The sequence below is a fragment of the Flavobacterium collinsii genome, assembly GCF_946903285.1.
In the GTDB taxonomy this organism is placed as follows: domain Bacteria; phylum Bacteroidota; class Bacteroidia; order Flavobacteriales; family Flavobacteriaceae; genus Flavobacterium; species Flavobacterium collinsii.
The window spans coordinates 3,594,031-3,619,019 of the sequence record NZ_OX336425.1; the positions used below are offsets into that span (position 1 = coordinate 3,594,031).

25 protein-coding genes are annotated in these 24,989 nt (G+C 35.7%); 12 read left to right on the plus strand and 13 right to left on the minus strand.

All coding sequences use genetic code 11. From position 1 onward, the window contains the following. Window positions 1-7: 7 nt before the first annotated feature. The 4 genes from OGZ34_RS14840 (at window position 8) to OGZ34_RS14855 (ending at window position 3,558) form a co-directional block, all read left to right on the plus strand. Window positions 8-685 (plus strand): metal-dependent hydrolase, encoded by a 678-nt coding sequence (locus OGZ34_RS14840; RefSeq protein WP_263360714.1) that lies wholly within the window; start codon window positions 8-10, stop codon window positions 683-685. Window positions 686-690: 5 nt separating this feature from the next. Then, window positions 691-1,200: a DUF2199 domain-containing protein gene (locus OGZ34_RS14845; protein WP_263360715.1), complete on the plus strand. Its 510-nt coding sequence runs from the start codon at window positions 691-693 to the stop codon at window positions 1,198-1,200. Between the two features lie 41 nt (window positions 1,201-1,241). Further along, window positions 1,242-2,444 carry a tetratricopeptide repeat protein gene (locus OGZ34_RS14850; protein ID WP_263360716.1) on the plus strand — a complete coding sequence of 401 codons (1,203 nt, stop codon included), beginning with the start codon at window positions 1,242-1,244 and terminating at the stop codon, window positions 2,442-2,444. A gap of 67 nt (window positions 2,445-2,511) precedes the next feature. After that, window positions 2,512-3,558 carry an o-succinylbenzoate synthase gene (locus tag OGZ34_RS14855; protein WP_263360717.1) on the plus strand — a complete coding sequence of 349 codons (1,047 nt, stop codon included), beginning with the start codon at window positions 2,512-2,514 and terminating at the stop codon, window positions 3,556-3,558. A gap of 47 nt (window positions 3,559-3,605) precedes the next feature. Here OGZ34_RS14855 and OGZ34_RS14860 read toward each other — a convergent pair whose 3' ends face one another. Both OGZ34_RS14860 and OGZ34_RS14865 read right to left on the minus strand, forming a co-directional pair. Further along, the gene (locus OGZ34_RS14860) at window positions 3,606-4,157 is read right to left on the minus strand and encodes a hypothetical protein (RefSeq protein ID WP_263360718.1); all 552 of its coding nucleotides are present in this window, start codon (window positions 4,155-4,157) and stop codon (window positions 3,606-3,608) included. A 19-nt stretch (window positions 4,158-4,176) separates the two neighbouring features. Then, complete coding sequence (locus OGZ34_RS14865) at window positions 4,177-5,091, minus strand: OmpA family protein (RefSeq protein WP_263360719.1); 915 nt, start codon at window positions 5,089-5,091, stop codon at window positions 4,177-4,179. 200 nt (window positions 5,092-5,291) lie between these two features. On the opposite strand from OGZ34_RS14865, the gene OGZ34_RS14870 reads away from it, so the two are divergent. Next, on the plus strand, window positions 5,292-5,765 hold the full coding sequence (locus OGZ34_RS14870) for a CYTH domain-containing protein (RefSeq protein ID WP_263360720.1): 474 nt from the start codon (window positions 5,292-5,294) through the stop codon (window positions 5,763-5,765). Then, on the plus strand, window positions 5,753-6,736 hold the full coding sequence (locus OGZ34_RS14875) for a YpdA family putative bacillithiol disulfide reductase (protein WP_263360721.1): 984 nt from the start codon (window positions 5,753-5,755) through the stop codon (window positions 6,734-6,736). The genes OGZ34_RS14870 and OGZ34_RS14875 overlap by 13 nt, the downstream gene beginning before the upstream one ends. A 175-nt stretch (window positions 6,737-6,911) precedes the next feature. Here the strand turns inward: OGZ34_RS14875 and OGZ34_RS14880 are convergent, their stop codons facing one another. Further along, window positions 6,912-8,480: a protein adenylyltransferase SelO gene (locus OGZ34_RS14880; protein ID WP_263360722.1), complete on the minus strand. Its 1,569-nt coding sequence runs from the start codon at window positions 8,478-8,480 to the stop codon at window positions 6,912-6,914. 105 nt (window positions 8,481-8,585) lie between these two features. Then, on the minus strand, window positions 8,586-9,119 hold the full coding sequence (msrA, locus tag OGZ34_RS14885) for a peptide-methionine (S)-S-oxide reductase MsrA (RefSeq protein ID WP_263360723.1): 534 nt from the start codon (window positions 9,117-9,119) through the stop codon (window positions 8,586-8,588). Window positions 9,120-9,300: 181 nt separating this feature from the next. Here msrA and OGZ34_RS14890 point away from each other — a divergent pair, with 181 nt between their 5' ends. Beyond that, the gene (locus tag OGZ34_RS14890; RefSeq protein WP_263360724.1) at window positions 9,301-10,788 is read left to right on the plus strand and encodes an aminotransferase class V-fold PLP-dependent enzyme; all 1,488 of its coding nucleotides are present in this window, start codon (window positions 9,301-9,303) and stop codon (window positions 10,786-10,788) included. A gap of 193 nt (window positions 10,789-10,981) precedes the next feature. On the opposite strand, the gene OGZ34_RS14895 is transcribed toward OGZ34_RS14890, so the two are convergent. From OGZ34_RS14895 to OGZ34_RS14920, 6 genes are all read right to left on the minus strand, one after another. Continuing rightward, window positions 10,982-12,724, minus strand: a complete 1,743-nt coding sequence (locus OGZ34_RS14895) for an APC family permease (RefSeq protein WP_263360725.1) — start codon at window positions 12,722-12,724, stop codon at window positions 10,982-10,984. 142 nt (window positions 12,725-12,866) lie between these two features. Continuing rightward, a complete protein-coding gene (locus tag OGZ34_RS14900; protein ID WP_263360726.1) occupies window positions 12,867-13,337 on the minus strand; it encodes a nuclear transport factor 2 family protein in 471 nt (156 codons plus the stop codon). Window positions 13,338-13,390: 53 nt separating this feature from the next. Next, on the minus strand, window positions 13,391-13,915 hold the full coding sequence (locus OGZ34_RS14905) for a hypothetical protein (RefSeq protein WP_263360727.1): 525 nt from the start codon (window positions 13,913-13,915) through the stop codon (window positions 13,391-13,393). Window positions 13,916-13,925: 10 nt separating this feature from the next. Next, a complete protein-coding gene (locus tag OGZ34_RS14910; protein WP_173966629.1) occupies window positions 13,926-14,402 on the minus strand; it encodes a hypothetical protein in 477 nt (158 codons plus the stop codon). A 6-nt stretch (window positions 14,403-14,408) separates the two neighbouring features. Next, complete coding sequence (locus OGZ34_RS14915; RefSeq protein WP_263360728.1) at window positions 14,409-15,086, minus strand: peptidoglycan DD-metalloendopeptidase family protein; 678 nt, start codon at window positions 15,084-15,086, stop codon at window positions 14,409-14,411. 4 nt (window positions 15,087-15,090) lie between these two features. Next, window positions 15,091-15,756 carry a spermidine synthase gene (locus tag OGZ34_RS14920; RefSeq protein WP_173966627.1) on the minus strand — a complete coding sequence of 222 codons (666 nt, stop codon included), beginning with the start codon at window positions 15,754-15,756 and terminating at the stop codon, window positions 15,091-15,093. A gap of 63 nt (window positions 15,757-15,819) precedes the next feature. Here OGZ34_RS14920 and OGZ34_RS14925 point away from each other — a divergent pair, with 63 nt between their 5' ends. After that, window positions 15,820-16,371, plus strand: a complete 552-nt coding sequence (locus OGZ34_RS14925; protein ID WP_173966626.1) for a 1-acyl-sn-glycerol-3-phosphate acyltransferase — start codon at window positions 15,820-15,822, stop codon at window positions 16,369-16,371. A gap of 86 nt (window positions 16,372-16,457) precedes the next feature. Here the strand turns inward: OGZ34_RS14925 and OGZ34_RS14930 are convergent, their stop codons facing one another. Beyond that, entirely contained in the window at window positions 16,458-16,919 is a 462-nt protein-coding gene (locus OGZ34_RS14930; RefSeq protein ID WP_263360729.1) for a helix-turn-helix transcriptional regulator, read from the minus strand. Window positions 16,920-17,231: 312 nt separating this feature from the next. Here OGZ34_RS14930 and OGZ34_RS14935 point away from each other — a divergent pair, with 312 nt between their 5' ends. The 4 genes from OGZ34_RS14935 (at window position 17,232) to OGZ34_RS14950 (ending at window position 22,147) form a co-directional block, all read left to right on the plus strand. Next, entirely contained in the window at window positions 17,232-18,386 is a 1,155-nt protein-coding gene (locus tag OGZ34_RS14935; protein ID WP_263360730.1) for a M14 family metallopeptidase, read from the plus strand. Window positions 18,387-18,463: 77 nt separating this feature from the next. Next, window positions 18,464-18,943 (plus strand): Lrp/AsnC family transcriptional regulator, encoded by a 480-nt coding sequence (locus tag OGZ34_RS14940; protein WP_007805990.1) that lies wholly within the window; start codon window positions 18,464-18,466, stop codon window positions 18,941-18,943. 90 nt (window positions 18,944-19,033) lie between these two features. Beyond that, window positions 19,034-21,619 carry a phosphoenolpyruvate carboxylase gene (locus OGZ34_RS14945; protein ID WP_263360731.1) on the plus strand — a complete coding sequence of 862 codons (2,586 nt, stop codon included), beginning with the start codon at window positions 19,034-19,036 and terminating at the stop codon, window positions 21,617-21,619. Between the two features lie 12 nt (window positions 21,620-21,631). Beyond that, window positions 21,632-22,147: a DinB family protein gene (locus OGZ34_RS14950; RefSeq protein WP_173966622.1), complete on the plus strand. Its 516-nt coding sequence runs from the start codon at window positions 21,632-21,634 to the stop codon at window positions 22,145-22,147. Window positions 22,148-22,337: 190 nt separating this feature from the next. Here the strand turns inward: OGZ34_RS14950 and recQ are convergent, their stop codons facing one another. Together recQ and OGZ34_RS14960 are read right to left on the minus strand one after the other, a co-directional pair. Further along, window positions 22,338-24,446, minus strand: a complete 2,109-nt coding sequence (gene recQ, locus OGZ34_RS14955; protein ID WP_263360732.1) for a DNA helicase RecQ — start codon at window positions 24,444-24,446, stop codon at window positions 22,338-22,340. A gap of 131 nt (window positions 24,447-24,577) precedes the next feature. Then, on the minus strand, window positions 24,578-24,982 hold the full coding sequence (locus OGZ34_RS14960) for a DNA primase (protein ID WP_173966620.1): 405 nt from the start codon (window positions 24,980-24,982) through the stop codon (window positions 24,578-24,580). Window positions 24,983-24,989: the final 7 nt, after the last annotated feature.

The following is a 24,989-nucleotide window of genomic DNA, read 5'->3' on the forward strand; positions in this document are numbered from 1 at the left end:
AATTAAAATGAAAATAACATTTTACGGACACGCATCTTTAGGCATTGAAGTTGGTGGAAAACATATTATTGTAGATCCTTTTATTACAGGAAACCCACAGGCAGCGGGAGTGGATATAACGACCCTGAAAGCCGATTATATTTTACTTACCCATGCACATGGCGACCATATTCTGGACGTTGAAGCAATTGCAGGACGTACTAAAGCGGTGATCGTTTCAAATGCTGAAATAGCAGACTACTATGCTAAATTAGGATTCAGTTCACATCCTATGAATCATGGTGGAAGCTGGCAGTTTGATTTTGGACGAGTAAAATATGTAAACGCTATTCACTCCAGCAGTTTTCCTGATGGAAATTACGGCGGAAACCCGGGCGGTTTTGTAATCGAAGGCGAGCATAAGAATATTTACATTGCCGGAGATACAGGATTGACATGGGATATGAAATTAATTCCAATGCGAACCAAACTCGATTTGGCGATACTTCCAATCGGGAACAATTTCACCATGGATGTCGAGGATGCTATAATCGCTTCCGATTTTGTAGAATGCGACAAGATCCTTGGCTATCATTTTGATACTTTTGGTTACATTAAAATTGATCATGAAGATGCTATTCGTAAATTCTTCGATAAAGGAAAAGATTTGATGCTTCTTGAAATTGGAGAATCAATTGAATTATAATTACCGTGACTGATATTAAATTTATTTGCGACTGCTGTGGTCAGGAGCATGAAAGCTGGCCTGCAATTGCTTACAGTTCGCCTTCAGCTTACAACAAGCTTTCAGAACAGGAAAAAGAAGAAATAGCAGTTATTGATCAGGATTTTTGCGTCATTAAACAGGAAGATCATATCAATCGTTTTATAAGAGTGGTTCTAGTTCAGCAGGTTAACGATCATTGTGAAGATCTGGAGTATGGTTTTTGGGTTTCTTTAAGCGAAAACAGCTTTGAAGATTATCTGGAAAACGGAGAAGAGGAGAATCATGAAGCACAATATTTTGGATGGCTTTCCAATTACATTCCGCAGTATGAATTTTCAAATAGTATTCCAACAACCGTAGTCACCAAACCGGGCAATGAGAGACCTGAAATTTTTCCGCACAAAGATTTTGACCATCCTTTTGTGAAAGATTATTATAATGGAATCACCAAAGCCGAGGCTGAAAAAAGAATTCGGGAAATCTTAAAAAAATAAGGCCCGAAGTTTGTAAGAGATCTTTAAATAAATTTTTTAAAATGATTTTAAAAAAAATTGCCCTATTTCTTTTTAGCACCGTTTCCTGCAGCATTTTTGCGCAAAAAGATGGCTATTGGGACAAAGAACGTGCCACTACAAAAGAGATTATAGTTTCTGCCCGTGACAGAATTATGCTAAGAACAGAAGATTTACCTGTTGGAACCACAGAAATCGTCTACAGAATCACGCTTCTCGATGAAAATCAGGAAATGGCCAACAGTTTGGTTTCCGTTTTAAAATCAATTCCCGATCCAACCGGAATTAGTCAGGGATCGGCAGGAGCCGTTTTTCTGATGTCTAAAATTTCAGGCGACGATACCTGTACCTATGCCTTGTTTACGTCAAATGAAACAGCAAAAAAGTACATTACTGATGGAAAAACCGATAAAGCCTGTTACGATCAGAAAGACCCTCTGAGCAAAGATGCTAAACGATTGTCACTCGATAAATCGTCCTGTCTGGGGCAGAATGTAAATACACTCTGGTTTGGTTTTCACAGTAAAAACTGGCTTTTAAATCAAAAAATAGTTTTGGAAGTGGTACCGTGGGTAGATACCAAACTCAATCGCGGATGGAATCAGGATAATAAAAATGAAATTATAAGCCTTTGTAAAACCTCTACCATGGCTCAGAAAATGGCTAATTCTGATGATTTTTGTGTTTGTATTCTTGAAAAAATCATGAAACAGTACCGCTATACTGAATTTCAAAAACTGCTGCCAATGGAGAAGAATAAAGCATATAAAGACTTTGGAAATAGCTGTTATAAAGATGCTGATATTTCTAAAAATGTTTATAATGATCTGAGAGCTCAGGCAGCTTCTTTAGTGAGACTTCAAAAATACAACGAAGCGATTCCAAAATTGAATACAATTATTAATGATGGAAAAGCAACTGCATTGGATTACAGTTCTATCGGATACTGTTATATTTTGACAAAACAGTACGGAAAAGCCCTTAAATTCCTGAAAGAAGGTGAGAAACTGGACGATACAGAGTTGCTGGTAAAATTAAATTTGGCACATGTCTACCTGATTAACGATGATTATAGCGAAGCAAAAGCCATTTACAAAAAGTACCAGTCACAAAACGTCACAGACAGTTTGAGCTGGAAAGAAAAAACAAAACAAGACTTTTTAGTTTTTCAAAAAGCAGGACTACCTTCAAAAGACTTCGAAAAAATCTTAAAACTCTACAATTAAAAGTAAAAACTTTGTAAGTGTGTCTGTTCGTTTTGATATGGGATCACTTAAATAGTTTAAGTAAAATATGAAAGCGACCTGTCACAAATACATGCTTGAGTTTAAAAGACCTTCCGGAACTTCCAGAGGTGTTATGACCGAGAAAGAAACCTGGTTTATTATTTTGGAAGAAGATGGCAAAAAAGGGATAGGAGAGTGCGGAATACTTCGCGGCCTTAGTGCTGATGACCGAGAAGATTACGAAGAAAAACTGCAATGGACCTGTCAAAATATTCATTTGGGAGAAGAAGCACTCTGGAACGCTTTATTAGAATTTCCGTCGATACAATTTGGAGTTGAAATGGCGTTTTTGTCGCTTAAAAATGAAAATCCGTTTGTTTTGTTTCCTTCGCATTTTACAGCCGGTTCAAAATCGATTGTCATAAACGGTTTGGTCTGGATGGGGGAAGCTTCTTTTATGAAAGAACAAATTGAAGAAAAATTAGCTGTTGGATTTAATTGTATAAAACTTAAGATAGGCGCTATTAATTTTGAAAAAGAACTGGAATTGTTAGCTTATATCCGCAGTCATTTTTCCGCAGAGCAAATTGAAATCAGGGTAGATGCTAATGGAGCTTTTGGTTTAGAAGAAGCTTTAGATAAGTTGAATCAATTGAATAAATATCACTTGCATAGCATTGAACAGCCTGTTAAAAAAGGAAATATTGCAGCAATGACTGATTTGTGTAAAACAACGCCATTTCCAATTGCTTTGGATGAAGAATTAATTGGGGCTTTTTCGTTGGAAGAAAAAGAAAGTCTCTTGCAAGAAATCAAGCCGCAGTATATTATTTTGAAGCCTAGTTTTATTGGCGGTTTCAGAGGTACAAAGGAGTGGATTGATTTGGCAGATAAATATCAAATTGGTTGGTGGATTACTTCGGCATTAGAAAGTAACATCGGTCTCAACGCGATTGCACAATGGACTTTTTTGCAAAATTCAGTAATGCCTCAGGGGCTAGGAACCGGAGCACTTTATACCAATAATTTTGATTGTCCTCTAGATGTTTCACAGGGACAATTGTGGTACAATAATACAAAACACTGGGATTTCGATTTTCTCAGTAACACATAAAAAAAACTGGCTTCAAGCCAGTTTTTAAGGTTATATTGATTTTGGATTTATTCTTTTCCGCCCTGTAAGTTGTCCTGCCAGTCTTTTAATTCCTGCCATTTGCCCTGGTAAGCAAGTAATGCTTGTCTTGCCCAGGTACTTGGATTATGAATGGCATAATTTTCACCTCCTGCATCCAGAATGGATTGCAGTTTTTCGGTTGAAGCTTCTGATAGTTCATGCCACGTTTTGATCCCTGCTGCATTGAATAATGCTTCAATTTTTGGGCCGATTCCTTCAACAACTTTCAAATCATTTTCTTTTATCTTTTTGCCATACACGGTTGCAGCCAGCGCACTGTCAAAGGGGATTAGAGGTGCTGTTGTAGCGGCAAATGATTGTGGTGCCGAGTTAATCTTAGCTTTTGCAGCCAGTTCAGCTTCCAGAGAAGAAATTTTAGCATTCAGATTTCGGGTATTTGCTTTACAGGCATCCAGATCAGCCTGTAAGGACAATGCAAGTGAATCGTCACCTTTAGAATTCATTTTTCCCAGTAAGTAACCCAAAATTCCACAGATTAAACCCACTAGTGCCGGTATTAAGATACAAGGTATATTCATGATCGTATATTTTGATTAATTATTTAATTGTGATAACAGTTCTTCTGTTGTTTGCTTTGCCTTCAGCGGTGGTATTTTCGCCAATAGGTTCATCCGGACCTTTTGATTCAGCGGTAATACGGTTACCATCAATCCCTTTTTTAGACAAATAATTCTTAGAAAACTCGGCTCTTTTTTGACCCAGAGCTACGTTCGAATCGCGATTTCCAACATTATCGCTATGCCCGACAGCCAGAATTACGGCTTCTTTTACGTGTTCCATATATTTTACTAAATCGGCGACTTTTTGTTCCTCAGCGGCTGTTAATTTATCACTTGATTTATTGGTGTTGAAATGTAGTATTAACGGATCACCATTAATTTTTTCTTTCAGAATTATCCATTCATCAGTCACCACTGGAGTAGCAGCTCCGGGAGCATCAAATGTATATTCAGCAGGTCCTAATAATGTATCTTTTGTCATTTTCCACTTGTCGATCACTTCACCTTTTGTATTTAGCTGAGCGTCAGATACGCCTTGAGATACAAAATACTTCTTGATATCATTCGCTCTTGCCAGACCCAGATTTTCCGAAGTAGTTGAATTAGTTTCGTCTGAAGTTGCATAACCTGTTATGGTAATTTTTTGCTTCGGATTGGCAATCAAAAAGGTTTTAAGATTTTGAACTCCAATTGATACAGAATCACTCACAGGCAGAATCACTGCAAAACTGTTTTTCAGGAACTTGAGGTTATCATTGGTATGATAATCAATTCCTGAACCATTTAGAATAAAAGGGACAAAAGTATCGTCCTGAGCTACAACTATCGATACTTTTTCGGTTTCAACCGCAGGTGTTTTCATAGTACAATTGCAGCAAAATTTCAAATACAAAAAAGTACCTAAAATAATGGTTATTGCAATGCCTAATAGATAAAGTGCTTTTTTAGACATAAGTGATGAAGTTAAGATTCTATCAAATTTAACAAAAAAATAAATACATAACCCATTAATAATCAGTTATTTTAAAGTTATGGTTCTAATTATGAGTGCATTGTGAAAAAGAAGATTAAAACGTAATGATTCCTGTAATTTCAATTCTCAGGCCAAATTAAATTAAGTAACTTGCATAAAAATTAAATTCAGGCATCAAAATGGTCGAAATAGAAAGAAAGTTTCTTGTAAAATCAGCTGATTTTAAAGAGCAGGCTTTTACACAGAACAAAATTGCTCAGGGCTACTTAAGTGCTGTTCCCGAAAGAACCGTTCGTGTGCGTATTAAAGGCGAAAGAGGGTTTATTACGATAAAAGGAATCAGTCATCAGGGTGGAATGTCCCGTTTTGAATGGGAAAATGAAATTCCGCTTGACGAAGCGTTGGAATTGCTTAAACTGTGTGAAAAAGGTAAGATTGAAAAGACGCGCTATGAGATAAAATCAGGAAAACACATTTTTGAGGTAGACGAATTTTACGGAGAAAATGAAGGATTGGTGATGGCCGAAGTAGAACTGGAATCGGAAACAGAACCTTTTGAAAAACCGGATTGGCTGGGAGAAGAGGTAACGGATGATCAACGGTATTACAATGCTTATCTGAGTAAGAATCCTTTTAAAGAATGGAAGAAGTAAAGTTTATGGAAGTATATGATTTGATTATTGTAGGGGGTGGTCCAATTGGTCTGGCCTGTGCAATCGAAGCTCAGAAAAAAGGTTTGCGTTATCTGATTATTGAAAAAGGCGCTCTTGTGAATAGTATTTTCAATTATCCTTTGTACATGACTTTTTTCTCCACTGCTGAAAGACTTGAAATTGGAGATATTCCGTTCAGTTGTCTGGCGCCAAAGCCAGGCCGTCAGGAAGCGTTGGAATATTACCGAAACATTCACCGATACTTTAATTTTTCGATTCAGTTGTTTGAAAAGGTGACACAGGTTGAAAAGCAGGCTGATGCTTCCTTTAAAATTACCACCGACAAGACCGTTTATGAAGCCAAGAATGTTGTGATTGCAACCGGCTTTTATGATATTCCGATTGAAATGAATGTAAAAGGGGAGCAGCTGCCAAAAGTGCGTCACTATTATAAAGAAGCCCATGAATATGCTTTCAGGAATGTTCTGGTTGTAGGAGCAAATAACTCGTCGGTAGATGCAGCGTTGGAATGTTGGCGAAAAGGAGCAAATGTGACGATGGTTATCCGAAAAAACGTGATCAACAGCAGGGTTAAATACTGGGCCAAGCCCGATATTGAAAACCGTATTGCCGAAGGCAGTATTAAGGCTTATTTTGAATCGAATATCACTGAAATTCGTGAAAATGAAGTCGAAATAGAAACTCCTACGGGAAAAATTACGCTCGAGAATGATTTTGTACTTGCGTTAACCGGTTACAAGCCAGATTTGACTTTTCTGGAAAAAATGGGAATACAATTAGCGGAAGACGAACTAAGAACTCCAACCTACCATCCGGAAACCATGGAAACGAATGTAGAGGGTTTGTTTTTGGCCGGTGTAATTTGCGGAGGCATGTACACGTACAAATGGTTTATCGAAAACTCCCGTGTTCATGCTAATATGATTGTGGATTATATTACTTCAAAATAAATTTATAGTCCCGAATTCACGAATTTTACTTTCGTAAGTTCATAAAAGTAAAATTCGTGAATTCGCGGCTAAAAAAAACTAAAAACCGTAGAAAAGCATTGAATAGCTGATCTGCGGTTTTCGTTTCTTCAAAGGAAGCTCATAAAATAAATTCGTGAATTCGTGGCTAAAAAAACTAAGAGCTACAGGAAAGCATAGAACAACCTACTTTAGACCTTGCCCAATCCGGGCGTTTGGCGAACCATTTTTGGTATTCCGGCTGTTCGTCATAAGGCTTCTGCAATAGGGTATAAAGCTCATCGATTAGCGAATAATCGTCTTTGTCGGCTGCATCAATCGCCAGTTGCGCCATATAGTTTCGCAATACGTACTTTGGATTTATAGCATTCATTTTTTCAGCACGCTCCTGGTCAGAGAGTGATTCTGTTTGAAGCCTTTCAAGATAGGCCGTAAACCAGTTTTGCCATGATTCTAAAACGGTACCTGAAATTTGTTCCGGAATATAAAATGCCTCCTTAATTTTTTCTAGTGCTTTTTCAACAGAATCTGATTTTTGAATGTTGCTCAAATTTCGAAAGAAAATGGTCATATCCGTCTCTGATAATTGCAGCGTACTTTCTAAAGCAGTAATTAGTTCGCTATCAGTTTCGATTGAAGTGAGCAGTCCTAATTTGCTTAAAAACATTGTTTTGTAATCTGAATCAAAATCGGTAATAAACGATTCCAGTATTTTTTCTAAAGGTTCGGCTTCATTGATTAATGGATAAATGGCATTGGCCAGTTGGTACAAATTCCATTGTGCAATCTGTGGCTGATTCCCAAAACGATACCTTCTGTATTGACTGTCGGTTGTATTGGGTGTCCAGTTTGGATCATAGTTTTCGAGCCAACCATAAGGGCCATAATCAATAGTGATTCCATGAATCGACATATTATCAGTATTCATCACACCGTGTACAAAACCTACACGTTGCCAGTGCAGAATCATTTCGCGAGTTGTATCGGCTACGGTTTTAAAGAATTGTAAATACTGTTCTTTAGGTTCTCCCTTAATTTCGGGGAAATAATGTTTGATGTTGTACTCAACAAATTGTTTTAGATTTCGAAGCTCATTTCGGGCTGTCAGCATTTCGAAGCTACCAAAACGGATAAACGAAGGAGCAACACGACAAACAATGGCTCCTTTTTCGTACGCTGAATTTCCGTTGTATAAAATATCGCGTAAAACCTGATCTCCTGATGTTATAAGTGAAAGCGATCGGGTAGTGGGAACGCCTAAATAAAACATGGCTTCGGCACACAGATACTCTCTCACAGACGAACGCAGAACAGCAAAACCATCGGCGGTTCGGGAATAGGGTGTTTTTCCTGCGCCTTTTAACTGTAGTGTAAAAGATTTACCATTGTGTTCGATTTCTGTTAAATTAATAGCACGACCGTCACCCAATTGTCCGGCCCAGTTTCCAAACTGATGCCCCGCATAACACATGGCGTACGGATGTGTTTCCGGAAGAATTTCTTTTCCTGAAAAGACATTCAGAAACGATTCAGACTGAATTTCAGCAGTCGAAATTCCAACCGATTCTGCTACTTCTGCGGAAGCATGAATAAGTTTAGGATTTGATGGTTTTGTTGGATTTACATAAGAGAAAAGCGCATTGGAGACCTGACGAACTTCATTGGTTTCGTTTGGATCTGCAGGCAGTTCAGCGGTAAATCGATTATTTATTTTTAAATTTTTCATTGAGATTCTTTTCTTAACAACAGCTTGGAATAACTTAAATTCTTTCTGCTTTAGCAGCGTAAAATAATGGAGATTTTCTTTTTAAGCCTTGGAAAAAGGGTTTATTTAGTCAATTAGTCTGTCAGCGTACATTTTTTTCAGTTTGTGTACTTTAGGATCAATTACGATTTGACAGTAACGCGCTTCCTGATTGTTGTTATAATAATTCTGATGATCTGCTTCGGCTTCATAGAAAACTTCAAACGGAATGAGCTGTGTCACAATCGGATCTTCGTAGAAAGCTTTTACTTCCTCAAAAACCTGTTCTGCCACTGCTTTTTGTTCGTCATCGTGATATAAAACGATCGAGCGGTATTGTGTTCCGCTATCCGCACCCTGACGGTTTAAAGTGGTAGGATCGTGGCTTGTCATGAATATAAAAATCAAATCGTGGTATGAAATTATGTCAGGATTAAAGGTGACTTGTATGACTTCTGCGTGACCGGTTCTGCCAGTACAAACTTCACGATAGGGCGGGTTTTTAATAAAACCTCCTGAATACCCTGATTTTAAAGATTCTACTCCTTTTAAACGCTGAATTACAGCTTCAATACACCAAAAACATCCTCCACCAAAAGTGGCAACTGATAAATTTCCCATAAAATAGTATTGTTTAAATTTTTAATGCCTATTAATCCGATAGAATATTGTGATAAATTATTAGTAAAAAGATAGTTTAAATAAAGAAACTAAACAGTTATTTATCTTTTGAAGTTTACAATTGATAAATTCGCAATTCTATAAAAAAGCAATATATTTGCAATCAAACTCAGGCACACTAATGAACAGCAAAAATAGTACCATCACTTTAGAAACCTATTTTCAGGATTTTAGAAAGAATATTGTAGGAATTAATCAGGAATTTACGTCTCCATACGGTAAAAAACAGATTATTTATACCGATTGGACTGCCAGCGGAAGGTTGTATCGACCTATTGAAGAGAAAATCCTCAATGAATTCGGGCCTTTTGTAGCTAATACACATACAGAAACTACCGTGTCAGGTACTGCCATGACAAAAGCATATCATCATGCCAGAACGATTATCAAGCGTCATACGAATGCTAATAATGATGATGTTCTGATTACAGATGGAACCGGAATGACAGGTGTGGTCAATAAGTTTCAACGTATTTTAGGTTTAAAAATCCCCGAGAATTTAAAAGAGTGTACGGTTGTTCCTGCTGAAAAACGTCCTGTTGTTTTTATTTCCCATATGGAACATCATTCGAATCAAACGTCCTGGTTAGAAACGATTGCTGATGTTGAAATTATTCCATCTTGTGAAAAAGGACTTTTTTGTCTGGATAATTTAGAGCAATTGCTGGAGAAATACAACGACAGAACGATCAAGATTGCTTCTATCACATCTTGTTCGAATGTTACGGGTTTAAAAACACCGTTCCATGAGGCCGCAAAGTTAATGCACAAGCACAATGGCGTTTGTTTTGTTGATTTTGCGTGCTCAGGCCCTTACGTAGAAATCGATATGCATCCCGAAGATCCGGAAGCATATTTAGATGCTATTTTCTTTTCTCCACATAAATTCTTAGGAGGCCCTGGAACTTCAGGGGTTTTAATTTTTAATAAAAAGTTATACAATAATATGATCCCGGATTGTCCTGGAGGAGGAACAGTGAGCTGGACCAATCCGTGGGGCGAACATAAATATATAGATAACATTGAGGATCGTGAAGATGGCGGTACTCCGGGTTTTCTTCAGGTGATTAAAACTGCATTGGCCATTGAATTAAAAGAGGAAATGGGAATTGAGAACATTCTACAACGTGAGCATGAGATTGTAGACTATGTTTTTAATGAGTTAGATCCAGTTTCTAATATTAAAATCCTGGCAGGACAGCATAAGAATCGTTTGGGGGTTGTTTCGTTTTTTATCGAAAATCTTCATTTTAATTTAGGAGTGAAATTATTGAATGATAAATTCGGAATTCAAACCAGAGGTGGATGCAGTTGTGCTGGAACTTATGGCCACTTTTTACTGCACGTAGATCAGGAAACTTCCAATAAACTGGTAAATGAAATTACCATTGGAGATTTAATCAAAAAACCGGGATGGATCAGAATGTCAATTCACCCAACTACTACTGATAAAGAAATTGCTTTTGTTTGCGAAAGTATCAAAGATTTGGCTAAAAACCATACAGAATGGGCTTTAGACTATTCTTATAACAAAAACACTAATGAATTTGTTCACAAGGATGCCACTTCGTTTGAAGACGAGTTAGTAGCCGGCTGGTTCAAATCATAGCTTTTTTATAACAAAGTTTGGGTCTTGCATTATTTTAACCGCAAAGAACGCAAAGAATTTATTTAAAACTTTATCATTATAAATACAAAGTCCGCAGAGTTATATACATTTAACTTTGCGGACTTTGCGTTTATTTAAAATCTAATATTTAAAAAACTTTGTGTTCTTTGCGGTTAAATTTTTGTTTCACGATCTACATAATCAAGCGAACTCCGCCCAGATCTGAAATTCGGTAAGAGAATTTGTTTCCCGGTGAACCAATGAACATAAAGTTTTTAGGGATATTCCATTTTATAGAAAGTTCGTCGATAATTTCAGGGCCAAAAACACCTTGTATTTCAAGGTATTCAATGTCAATATCATCGTAGGCACGATCCAAAACTTCCAGATCTTTTATTAATTCTTCGTTGTTTGAAGGACCATTTTTAACGTAAACGATTTTTAGTTTTTTGGTCGTTTCATTGTTTTCAACATATTGTAATACTTTATTCAGGATTGCAATATCGTCACCTTTGGTAAAAAAGACAAATTCCTGCGAGTTGATCTGTACACTCATTTTTTGTAAATACCGATTACTTATGATCACCATTCGTCGTAAGGGCTGGTAAAAATACTCCAGAGCTTCAATTAAAAGTCTTATTAGAATGACACGATTTAACATGATGCCAATGAAGAGCAGGGAAGGAACCATGTATTTCAAAAAGGTATAGAAAGCATTGATGTTGAGTTCCATGTTTCCGATGAAAGCTGCAATAATAAAAGAAACGGCAACGACTACAGAGATTCCTCGTGCGCGCTCTGGACGGGGTAGTTTTCGACGTTTGAATTTTAGTAGTAAATTCCCAATTCCAAATAAGGCCATTACCGCAAGAAAAGAGAATGTGTAAACTCCCGCTAAAGACTCTAAGTGTCCATTTGTTGCAAAAAGTACCGAAATGCACAGCACCAAGAAGCTAATCACAATGCGGTAGTGAGATCCTCGCTTGTTTTGTTTCAGAAAATAGTTGGGTAGAATTCGGTCTAAGGTCATTCGATTTAATAAACCTGAAACTCCCACGAAGGAAGTTAATACGGCTCCGCATAAAACTAAAACGGCATCAATAGAAATAAGCCATGCGAGCCATGCCCCTCCTGTTGTTTGTCCCAAATGAGCCAGTAGCGATTCTTTATTAGCACCCACTTCGGTTAACGGAATGATACTGATTAACAAAATGGCGATTACCGGGTTGAAAAAGCTAACAATGGCCCACATGTTGCGCAACGTTTTCGGAAAAACTCCCGCTTGCTGTTCTTCTACAAAGTTGGCGGAACTCTCAAAGCCCGAGATCCCAAGCATAGCAGCTGAGAAGCCTAAAAACAAAGCCGTTTTAATATTTCCATAAGCGATGGGTGTTTGCCAGTTGATGTGAAAAGTTTCTAAACCGTTATTCAGGATAAACCAAAGCGAAGCCAGTACAAGTAGGCTTAAAGTGGCTAAATGGGTGATAAAGATAATTACGGCTACAAAAGCCGATTCTCCAATGCCTAATATGGCTAGCCCTGTAAAAAGGACCAAAACAACGATGGTTGCCACGGTCACATTTAGACTTTCAAAAATCCCATGCAAATAGTGCATGCCTTCTGAAGCCGAAATCACTGCTGTTGCCATATAAGACAAAACAGTTAAGGTAGCAGCCAAAGAAGCCAAACGTTTGGTAGAAGTGTTGAGCAGAACGTTGTAAGCCCCTCCGTTTAGTGGAATTGCGCCTACAACTTCTCCGTAAATTTTTCGGAATAAGAATAAAACGACTGCAACAATTAAAAGAGAAATCCAGGCGTACTGCCCGGCATATAAAATGGTAAGAGCTGAAACGTATAAACAGGAAGAACTAATATCATTTCCGCAAATTGCTGTTGCCTGTAATTGATTTAATTTTTTGTGTACAATTTCTTTCATAGAGATTCAAGATTTACAACACGATTAACTCCAAAAAAATAGTAACAGACAAGCGAATTCTAATAAAAGAGGCGGGTAGTTGAATAGAAACTAAAACGAAATTTTAGCTAATGTGCATATTTGAATTTTCAATTTAAGAAAATTATTTGGATTCCTGAAACTTTTTTAGGGACAACAGTGCCTGTTCCTGAATTTTGCTTTGAAAAAATCCTGTCCAGCCCATTAAATATCCGGTAAAACCAAAAGCCTGTTTCGACCATTTCCAGACATCAAAACTATCTGTATGTTTGATGATTAAACCGTCCTGAAAAGCAAATTCAGCAGAAATTCGATTGATAACTTTTCGATTGGTCTTACTAAAATTATAAGTTGCAACCCATTTGGCAGTACCTGAAAAATCGTCTGCTTTAATATCTGAAAATTCAATTTTAATATTGCCTTTGCTTTTTAAAATCAACATTTCCCACATTTTAGAAACCTGATCTTCTTTTAGTAAGCCAAAAGCAGGATCAATAAAATGAATCTTAGGATGATAGCATTCACTCATTGTTTTGGCGTCGGAATTGGCAAAAGCGGTATAGAATTTTGTAATTAAGGCTTCATTCGGATTCATGGAGAATAATGTTTAGATTGTAAAAATAAGATTTATTAGGTTAAAATAAATACTTATAAAGTACTAATTGCTGCTGCAGTGTCAAATGTTTTTTTAGATTTATCAAATGCTGTTGAGAAGTACGCCATTCTGTTCAGAGCCGTAAAATATCCGGTTTGATCTCCAAATGCTGTAGTGTTACCTTTGATAATAAACCGGATGGCTTTAATATCAGTTTTTTTTAGCTTATTCATTTCGGAAGGAGTGAAATAGTAATAAGATGTAGTTTTCCCGTCAAGGGTTTCTTTGATATTTTTATCTACACAGGCAATTACGTCTCCATTGACTAAATCAACATATACGCCACCTGAGATTTGGGTTTTGTCGTTAGAAATTCCTATGCTTAGTTTTAGAACCCCTCCTTTGTCTGTTTTGGCAATCTGAACCTCTGTTTCTCCGGTAAAAACATACTTTTCACAAATAAAAGTATAGGCAGTTGTTGCAGGAAATGGTTTCGAACCCTTTACAATTATAGTTTGCTGTGCGCTTACGAAACCGGAAATTAACAGTAATATTAAAAGAGGAAGTTTTAAATTCATAGGTTTTACTTTATTGTTCTGTTATTTTTGAATCAAATTTTTCGTCCCAATCCATTGACTTTATGGCTGAAATCAAATTGTCTTCGTTTACAAAAACGCGCAATTCTTTGTTGGCCACTTTTTTGGTATACTGCGCATGGTATCGATAAATAACCTCATGTTTGGTTTTGTAAACACCATCAAGTTTTAAATCGATGAAATTTCCGTAGTACTGTCTAAATCTTTGACAGGTTTTGGTTAAACGATCTTCGGTCGTATTTTCCATAACCGACTTGGTAACTTCCGTTTCATTAAAAGGCTTGAATTTTGAGGAATTACAGGTTTCTAAGACTCTTTTTCCTAACTCATACGCTTTTCTCTGCTGATTGGAATTTATTTCGGCAGCAGTGACTTTTTTAATTTTTAAATCTTCAGTATCTCTATTGATCGTTTTCGATTTACATCCAATTAATAACAACAAACATATAATCAATCCTGCTTTCTTCATAACTATTTAAGTAATTTTTAATAATAAGTTGGGGTCAGGACAGTTTTCAATGTAAAAATTCAGGTCATTTGTATTGCAGACGCCGGGATAATCGCCTGAATACGTTTCGATGTTTCGTATAATCTGAAAGTGAACATGTGGAGCGTAATCTCCATTAACAGAGGAGCTTCCTAAAGTTCCAATTTTTTGGCCTTTATGAAAAAATGTCCCAACACTAAGGTTTTCTATACTTTCTAACGATAAATGCCCGTATAAAGTATAAAATTTTTCATTTTCTATTCGATGCTCTAAAATTATGGTTGGGCCATAATCGCCCAGACCTATATTGTTTTTAAAGCTGTGTACTTTTCCGTCAAGTGGTGCCAGTACCGCTGTATTTACTTTGGTCCATAAATCCAGCCCAATATGGATGTTGCGTTCCGGGATGTTACTATTTTTAAAAATAGTACTGCGCTGGTATATTGTTCGTCCCTCGATATAGCCGCCGTAAGCTACTTCGGCATCATTTTTCTCCAGGTAAGTTGCAATGAAATCTTCAAATTCTTTGGTGTTGGTAGGTTTGAACTCGGCAAGTTCCTGATTGGTTACAGACAAATCTAAAGGGATGTATTTTGAAATGTCAATGGTGGAATCAATTACTTTAGTAGGAGGTAAGGCTTTTAAAATAGAGGCAAGAGGTTTCATAAGTTTAAACTACTTTTTCGATAATTATTAATTCGTTGTGGACTTCTACTCGTGGGAGCATTTTTGAAGTAAACAGTTTGGGGTTAATTTCAGAAATGTATTTTCGGTTTCGAACATTGTGCGCCTCGTCTAAAATCATGGTATTAAACAAAACAAATCCGTGACTTTGTAACAGTGAACAAATGCGTTCGCTAAAAAAGCTTTCAAACAGAAAATTGGGCATTTTAATGTCTTCAAAAATATCAATAATAATTAGATTATATTTATTTTTTGTTTTTAAAACAAACTCAAAAGCGTCATCAATTATAACTTCCAGTTGTTTGATCTGGTCAAGATTAAAATATTCGTTTGCGATTTTTATGATGTCCGGGTCAATTTCTACACCGGTAATTTTGCCTTTGTACTGAATTTCATCTACCAGTGTTTTAATTACGCTTCCGCCGGCAACACCTAATAGTAATATGTGATCCATTTTAAGAATGGCATCATAGCCAATATTTCGAAGTCCGTATCTTAATATACGCTGCAAACTTCCGTAGGAGTAATTGGTGTTTTCAGAATCAAGGACCAACTCGCCGTTAGCCCAGGTAACTTCAATGATTTTGCTTCTTTGTGATTTTTTTTTGAATATTTTTATAGGAACAATATAACTGAACAATTTTTGGATCATTTTAAATGCTTTTACTCAAAAATACCACTTTAAATCTTTTATTTTGCAGTAAAAAATAAATTAATGAAAAAGCGATTGTACAAATTCATCTTTTTTAAGCTAATGGGCTGGAAAATTGTGGGAATTGAAAATGCTGAAGTAAAAAAATGTGTGATGATGGTGATGCCTCATACAAGCAACCATGATTTTTATTTAGGAATTTTTACACGCGGAATTTCCGGTTTACAAATGAACTGGGTAGGAAAGAAAGAATTATTTCGTTTTCCTTTTGGGTATTATTTCAGAAGCGCAGGAGGAGAACCTATAGACCGAACTGGCGGATTGAATAAAGTTGAGTCGATCGCTGCAATTTTTGAAAGAAAAGAGGTTTTTCGATTAGCTGTAGCAGCGGAAGGGACGCGCAAAGCAGTGAAAGAATTAAAAAGCGGTTTTTATTACATCGCTCTTAAAGCCAATGTACCCATTGTACCTGTAGCTTTTGACTGGGGAAAAAAAGAAGTCAATCTGGGAAAACCATTTTCTCCAACAGGAAATTATGACGCAGATCTGAATATTCTTAAAAAGCACTATGAAGGGGTTTTGGGTAAAATTCCGCAAAACGGATTTCAATTTTAATTTTTTGCTTCTTATTTAGCAGTTATGCAAGAATCGCATATTTGGAAATGAATCGAACTTTTTTTCAAATACGCGAAAATTTCGAATCAGGGAACGTAAGTCTTAAAGGTTCCATTTTTATAAAAAACTACTATTTTTTCAATTTCATTTTCTACAGGATTTAAACTTTGATTTTTAATTTCTGTAGAAGGTGTACTTTTGGAACTTTCATTATGTGGTACAGAACTTCCTGAAATAAAATTTTCATCTGATGAAATAGGAGTAATAGATTTTGAAAATTCAGAGAGCGATTCGTTTTTTTTCGGATCAGTAGTGTCTTCTGTTTTTGGAAAACTTCCTTTACCATTTAAAATCCAGTATAAATCGATATCGGGAAAAACCTCCTGAATTTTTAGTATAAAATCTAAACTGGGTTTGTTTCTGCCGGAAAGCAGGTGAGACATACTGGAACGTTGAACTCCGATTCTATCTGCAAAAGAAGAAGCGTTTAAAGCATAATAATCCAATATAATTTCAAGTCGTTTTACAAAATCATCTATGTTTACCATTGTAAATTACTATTTAGAAATTCGCTGTTTACAAATGTAATCAAAAGTAGCTAGCTAAGCAATTTTAGAGTTGTAAATCGTAAATTTAGGGTTTAAATTATGCGTCTACTACTTTAAATGAATTTATTTAACTTATTGAATTGTATTAAGTTGTGTTTTTGTATTTAGAGTGATAACAAATGTTAATCAATTATGATGAAAAGTACGCCTACGGCTGTTAAAAACTGTTTACAATTCTAAATTTATTACTTTACAATTCGTTTACAATTGTAAAAATAAAGATGTTTACTTTTGTAAACTAATCAAAACACGATGAATTTAGAAGAATTATTCAGCCAGCACAAAGAGCAAACAATACAAGGTCGTTATCTGACTTTGGATCATATTCAGCCTATATTAGATAAATTAAATACAGACAATCAGGTAACGATTATTGGTCAATCGGTCTTAGGAGAACCGATCTATAGTTATCAAATCGGAACCGGAGCAACACGTATTTATCTATGGTCTCAAATGCATGGGAATGAAAGTACGACTACAAAAGCACTTTTTGATTTTATAAATGTATTAAACAGCGGTTCCGAGTTTGCACAGAAGATGCTCAAAACGTTTACCTTTTATAGTATTCCGATGTTGAATCCTGACGGAGCAAGGCTTTATACGCGTGAGAATGCTAATAAAGTAGATTTAAATCGTGATTCTCAAAATTTAACCCAACCGGAAAGTAATGTTTTAAGAAAGGTATTTGAAGTTTTTAAACCGCATTTTTGTTTTAATCTTCACGATCAGCGCACCATTTTTGGAGCAGGCTCAATCGGAAAACCGGCAACACTTTCCTTTTTGGCGCCTTCATATAATGAGGAAAGAGAAGTGAATGAAAATAGGTTAAAGGCAATTAATGTCATTGCAGGAATCAATGATGTTTTACAAAAATACATTCCTGGGCAGGTAGGTCGTTTTGATGACTCGTTTAATATCAACTGTATAGGAGATACATTTCAGTCTTTAGAAGTTCCTACTATTTTATTTGAGGCAGGTCATTATCCTAATGATTACGAGCGCGAAATTACTCGAAAGTTTTTGTTCTTCTCGCTTGTTTCGAGTTTTGAGTTGATTAGCGAAAACGATTTAGTTGATAACAGAATTAATGATTATTTGAATATTTCACAAAATAAAGTGGTTTTTTATGATTTTATGTGGAAAAATATCAAAATAAATTATGATGGTATCGAAATTATTACGAATTTTGTCGCACAATACAAAGAAGAATTGATTGAAAATAAGATTCATTTTAATGCCTATATAGTTGAAGTGGGCGATTTGGAAAATTATTTTGGACATTACGAATACGATGCAAAAGGGGCAAGTTATTCGGATGACTTTGGTACTTTTCCGAAATTGAATCAAAAAGCAGATTTTTGTTTAGATAAAAATGTTAAATTTGTTAACGGATTGATAAAAAGTTAATTTTTATGTGAATTTGTTGTTTTTTATATATATTTTTATACTTTGTAATAGCAATTAGTAATATTAATTAAAGAATTATGAGTAAATTTCGTTTAGATGAAGTAGATCACCAGATTTTAGATATGTTAATAGACAATACGAGAGTTCCGTTTACTGACATTGCTAAAAAACTATTGATATCTGCTGGTACAGTGCATGTTAGAGTAAAAAAGATGGAGGACGCAGGGATAATAATGGGATCTTCATTGGCCTTAGATTACGATAAGTTAGGGTATTCATTTATTGCTTATGTAGGTGTCTTCCTTAACAATACGTCTCAAACAAAATTTGTATTAGAGCGAATAAATCAAATTCCGTTCGTAACAGTAGCTTCTGTAACAACAGGAAAATTCAATATTTTTTGCAAAATCAGAGCAAAAGATACTAAACATGCAAAAGAAGTAATTTTCATGATCGATGATATCGAAGGTGTTTACAGAACTGAAACAATGATTTCATTAGAAGAAAGTATAAACGATAAGAAGCGTTTGATGCATACTATTTTTAAAAATATGTAATATTTTCTTGAATGCTATATTAAAATATAACCTCAAGTTTATTCTTGGGGTTTTTTTATGACCAATTAACCAACCAACTATAAATAGATTATGTACACGTTACCAAAAATTGAACGTTTTAATCAAGATGTTCTTTCAAAATACCACATTTATAACAGTGTTTTTATAACATTACCTTTTGATTCGATTGACAATACAGGTGTCTTACTTCCTTTATTTACAGAGACTTGTGAAACGGGATTTAAGAAACAGGAAACGCCTAAGGAAATTGTTAATTTTTTCTCTAATCGATATCTGAATGATGCTTCTGAAAAAGATAAAATCGATCTTATGTTTCGATTTATTCAATATATTGAACGTCAGATTGTATTGTTTGATGCTATCGAGGATGCTGCTTTTCCGGAGGTTAATAATATGGAAGGACGTGGTTCATTACGGGATATTAAAGAAAAATCAGATGCAAAGGAAAAGAATGATGAGTTGATTGAGTTTTTGGAAAGCTTTAATGTCAGAACGGTTTTAACAGCGCATCCAACACAGTTTTATCCGGGACCGGTTTTAGGGATTATTAATGATTTAACAGAGGCTATTCGTTTAAATGATTTGTTGAAAATCAAGCAATTGCTGGCGCAGTTAGGAAAAACTCCTTTTATTCAGAACGAAAAGCCAAATCCTTATGATGAAGCTGTGAGTTTGATCTGGTATTTGGAAAATGTTTTCTACGCAACTTCCGGCGAAATTGTACATTATTTGCAAAAAAATATTCTTCAGGGAAATGCGATTCAGAATCAATTGATTAAATTAGGTTTCTGGCCAGGAGGGGATCGTGACGGAAATCCCTTTGTTACTACCGAGATTACTTTAAAAGTAGCAGAGCGTTTACGCACATCAATTTTGAAGTGTTACTATGTTGAGATGAGGAATTTGAAACGTAAGTTAACATTTTCAGGTGTAGATACTTTAGTGTCTGAACTTGAACATAAACTTTATCGTTCTGTGTTTTATTCTAAAGGGGAAATTTATATTACTTTAGAAGAATTATTGACGCAGTTAAATAAAATCAGAACTATTATTATTGAGAAACACCAGTCTCTTTATTTAGATGAACTGGAAGCTTTTTTAGTAAAAATTAATTTGTTTGGTTTTCACTTTGCAACTTTGGATATTCGTCAGAATAGTAAAATTCACAATGCAGTATTTAAGGATGTTGTAAATCATTATTTAGATTCAGGTTCACAGATATTTCCGCAGAATTACTTTGATTTATCTGAAGAAGAGAAATTAGGAGTTTTGTCTAAAGTAAAAGGAGATTTGAATCCTGCTGATTTTGAAGACGAGATTACAAGATCTACTCTGGAATCTGTTCAGACTATTAAGACAATTCAGCAAGGAAATGGTGAGTTTGGTGCGAATCGTTATATTATTAGTAATAACGAAAGTGCACTGAATGTTATGGAAACTTTCGCAATGATCCGTTTGAACAATTGGGAAAACCCGACTGTTGATATTATTCCGCTTTTTGAATCGGTTGATGATTTGCAGAATGCACATCAAATTATGGAGCAGCTGTATAATAATCCGGAGTACTCTAAACACCTTAAGGCCAGAGGGAATAAGCAAACCATTATGTTAGGTTTCTCTGACGGAACCAAGGATGGCGGTTATTTAATGGCGAACTGGAGTATTTATCAGGCAAAAATTTCACTAACCGAAATTTCAAGGCAATACGGTATACAGGTAATTTTCTTCGATGGTCGCGGCGGCCCTCCTGCTCGTGGTGGTGGAAAAACGCATAAGTTTTATGCGTCTTTAGGTCCGAAAATAGAGAATAATGAAATCCAGATTACAGTTCAGGGACAAACGATCAGTTCTAATTTTGGAACTTTAGATTCCTGTCGTTATAATATTGAGAATTTGTTAAGTGCGGGAGTTACTAATCAGGTTTTTAGTAAAGAGAAAAACGAGCTGAGCGCAGAGGAGACCAAAATTCTAACACAATTGGCTGATTTAGGATATGAAAAATACCTGAGTTTCAAGAATCATCCTAAGTTTATTCCGTATTTGGAGAAAATGAGTACGTTAAAATATTACTCGAAAACTAATATTGGAAGCCGTCCATCTAAGAGAAGTAAATCGGAATCATTAGATTTTGCCGATTTAAGAGCGATTCCTTTTGTAGGTTCCTGGAGTCAGTTGAAGCAAAATGTACCGGGATTCTTTGGAGTAGGATCAGCTTTAAAATATTTTGAAGAAAGCGGACAATGGGATAAAGTGCATGACTTGTATCACAATTCTTTGTTCTTTAAAACGCTATTGGAAAATAGTATGATGTCATTGGCAAAATCATTTTTACCTTTGACGGCTTATATGAAAAATGACCCTGAATTTGGAGAATTCTGGCAGATTATCTATGACGAATTTTCAGAAACCAAACGCCTTTTGTTAAAAATTGCAGGCCATAAAACACTGATGGAAAATTATCCTGATGGTATAGCATCAATTCAGATAAGAGAACGTATTGTATTGCCACTGTTGACGATACAACAATATGCTTTACTAAGAATTAATGAGCTAAATAAAGAAAGTGTTGTAAACGAAGAGCTGATTAAAGTGTATGAGAAAATCGTAACAAGATCGCTTTTTGGAAATACAAATGCCAGTAGAAACTCCGCTTAAAAATTATAAAAAATGAACGCAGCCCTATTAACAGAAAATGAATATTCAGGCTTATATGCCAATTACATTAAAGCATCCGGAAATGGAAATTTGTTTGAAGAACTGGAAATTTCATTGCACGACTTTATAAAATTTGTGCAAAATATTCCAATGGATAAATTTGATTATCGCTATGCGGAAGGAAAATGGACGATAAAAGACATTATTCAGCATATTATGGATTGTGAACGAATTTTTGCTTATCGCGCTTTGCGATTTTCAAGAAATGATCTGACGCCTTTACCGAGTTTTGAGGAAGATGATTATGCCAACAGTACAGATTCAAATAGTAGAAGTATTCAGAGTTTGTTGACGGAATTGTCTGCATTGAGACATTCCAATTTGTTGTTTTTTAAGAGTCTATCCGAAGATCAACTTAAAAGAATCGGGACAGCTTCAAATATTCAAATTTCTGTTCGTGCTTTGGGGTTTGTCATTATTGGTCATCAAAAACACCATCAGAAAATTTTTGAAGAAAGATATTTGTAGTGTTTTTCTAGTATAACAAAAATCCTGTGGAATTGAATTTCACAGGATTTTTTTTTTTTCAGTTAAGCTATTTTTTTCTCTTCGCGATGGAGGGGGCTCGGGAGATAAATTTTTGTAACCACGAATTCACGAACTTTTGTTTTGTTTGTATTATTTCCCCCTTCGGTCGAAATGAAATAAAACGAGAATATTATTTATTTTTTTCCACAATAGCAAGACCTAAACGAATTTTATCATAAGACATTTTTTCTTCAAAATGATCAAAATAGGGTTTTAATGCAGAAGGATATTCCAATTCAATTTGAGCTTTGTGTAATTGTTTGACTTCGTCGTTTGTTACAAATGAACTCAAATCGATCTCCTCACCATCTAGATATAGTTTGGCTAAGTGGGATATAATTGTGGTATATCCTAAATTTCTTTTTCCTGCAATTTCTGTTACAGTTTCGCCATTTCTAAAAAGTTCTAAAGTAGTCTTATAAGTATTACTTTCTTTTTTAACTTTTGTATTTGTTTTTTTTGCTTTCTGAAATTCTATAATTGCGTTTATAAATTCTGAACCGTATTTTTCAAGTTTAGCATTTCCGACACCATCGACGGCGAGAAATTCTTCATCGCTCATTGGTCGTAATGTTTCCATTTGTCTCAAAGCGGCATCACTGAAAATAACGTAAGCCGGTACTTCTTCTTCCTGGGCAATTTCGTAGCGCAATTTTCGAAGAATTTCAAAAAGAGAATTTTTGGCTGTTTTTGTTTTGGTTGCTGCGATTTCGTTTTTATCAATTGCTTTTTTAATCACCGTATTCAGTTTTACTTTTTCTCCTTCAAACAATACTTTTTTTGCGAAAGAGGTTAGTAAAATTTTATTGTGCTGATGAAAGGCAATTTCAAGATATCCCAGATTAATCAACTGAATTAAGTATTGATTCCAGTCGTACCACGAAATGTCAGCTCCGATTCCGTACGTTTTTAAGCTTTGATAATTTTTTTCGTAGATATACGCGTTTCTCGAGCCTCTTAAAAAATCGACAATTACGGCCAAAGGCTCAGATTGCTGTAAACGGGCAATTGCCGACAATGCTTTTTGTGCTAGAATGGTACCGTCAAAAAAAGTGGGAGGATTTTTACAGATATCGCAATTGCCACAATTTTCTTTTACCAGTTCGCCAAAATACGAAAGTAGAATTTTTCGGCGACAGCTTAAGGCATCGGCGTACTGTTTCATTCTTTCTAATTTGGCCAGCTGTACATCGGAGTTCAATCCTTCGGAGGCAAATTTTTGAAGTTGAATTACATCGGCATAGCTTTCGAACAAAACGGTTTCAGCTGATAATCCGTCCCGACCGGCACGACCAATTTCCTGATAATACCCCTCGATGTTTTTTGGTAAATTATAGTGAATAACCCATCGAACATTGGATTTATCAATTCCCATACCAAAGGCAATGGTAGCGCAAACTACCTGACAATCGTCATTGATAAATTCATCCTGAGTTTTTGCTCTGACTTTATTATCGAGTCCGGCATGGTATGCTTTGGCAGTAATTCCGTTTTTCTTTAATTTGTCAGCCAGTTCCTCTGTGGTTTTTCGGCTTAAGCAGTAAACAATTCCAGATTCATTGGGTTTCTTCTCGATGAAATCAATAATTTGTTTTACCCTGTCAAGTGCCGGGCGTACTTCCAGACTTAGATTTTTTCGGTCAAACGAGGCTACGAATGTTTTTGGGTTTCTTAGTTTTAGTTGCTTAGTGATATCAGTTCGGGTCGCTTTGTCGGCAGTGGCAGTTAAAGCCAGGACTGGAGTAGAAGGGAAGCGACTCTTTAAATATCCTAAATTGGTATAAGCCGGACGAAAGTCATGGCCCCAGGAAGAAATACAATGCGCTTCGTCAATTGCAATTAAGCTGATGGTCAGTTCGTTGAAAACAACATCCAGATAAGATAAGCTTTCCGGAGCAATGTAGACTAATTTGAAAGTATTTGATTTTAAATTGTCAATATAAAATTGCTGTTCCTGACTGGTTTGACTGCTGTTGATGTAACAAGCATTAATGCCATTTGTTTTTAAGCTGTCTACCTGGTCTTTCATTAAAGCAATCAAAGGAGAAATTACAATTGTGATTCCGGGTAGGACTAAAGCCGGTAGTTGAAAGCAGATTGACTTTCCTCCACCTGTAGGCATAATAGCTAGAGTGTCCTGACCGGAAAGTATGGTATTAATTATGGTTTCCTGATTGGGTCTGAATTTTTCAAATCCAAAATTTTCCTTTAGTTTGGCGTGTAGAATTTCTGAGGTCATGGTGTTGGCTATTATAGAGAAAGAATAAAAAACAAATATATAGTATTTTTCTTATTTTTTATACAGTGATCATGAATAATAAAAAAAGGAACCCGAATAGAGTTCCTTTTTTTTATTTTGAAAAAGATTGCTTAATCTTCGTCTTCGTCGTCTTCATCGTCAGCAATATCTTCTTTGTCTTCGTCATCGTCTTCGTCATCTCCACCGTCAACATCTGGTTTGTCCTGATTGTCGTCATCATCGTCATCGTCAATATCGTCATCAAGATCAAGCCCCTTAACAGGTTCGATTGTATCTACGTCTACGTCGATATCATCATCTTCATCATAATTTTCGATTCGGTCTGCAAGTTTAGTACTAATTTTTACCAAATAAATAGTGTCTTCAGTACGGACTTCAACGGCTTCGACTAATTCGTTTTTAGCATTTCTAAAACGGATTACATCCGAATCATCATAACCATCAGGAAATTTCTCTACCAAAAGGTTTAAAATTTCGTTGGTAAGTTTAGCGTAGTCTACTATAACTCTTTTCATAAATATC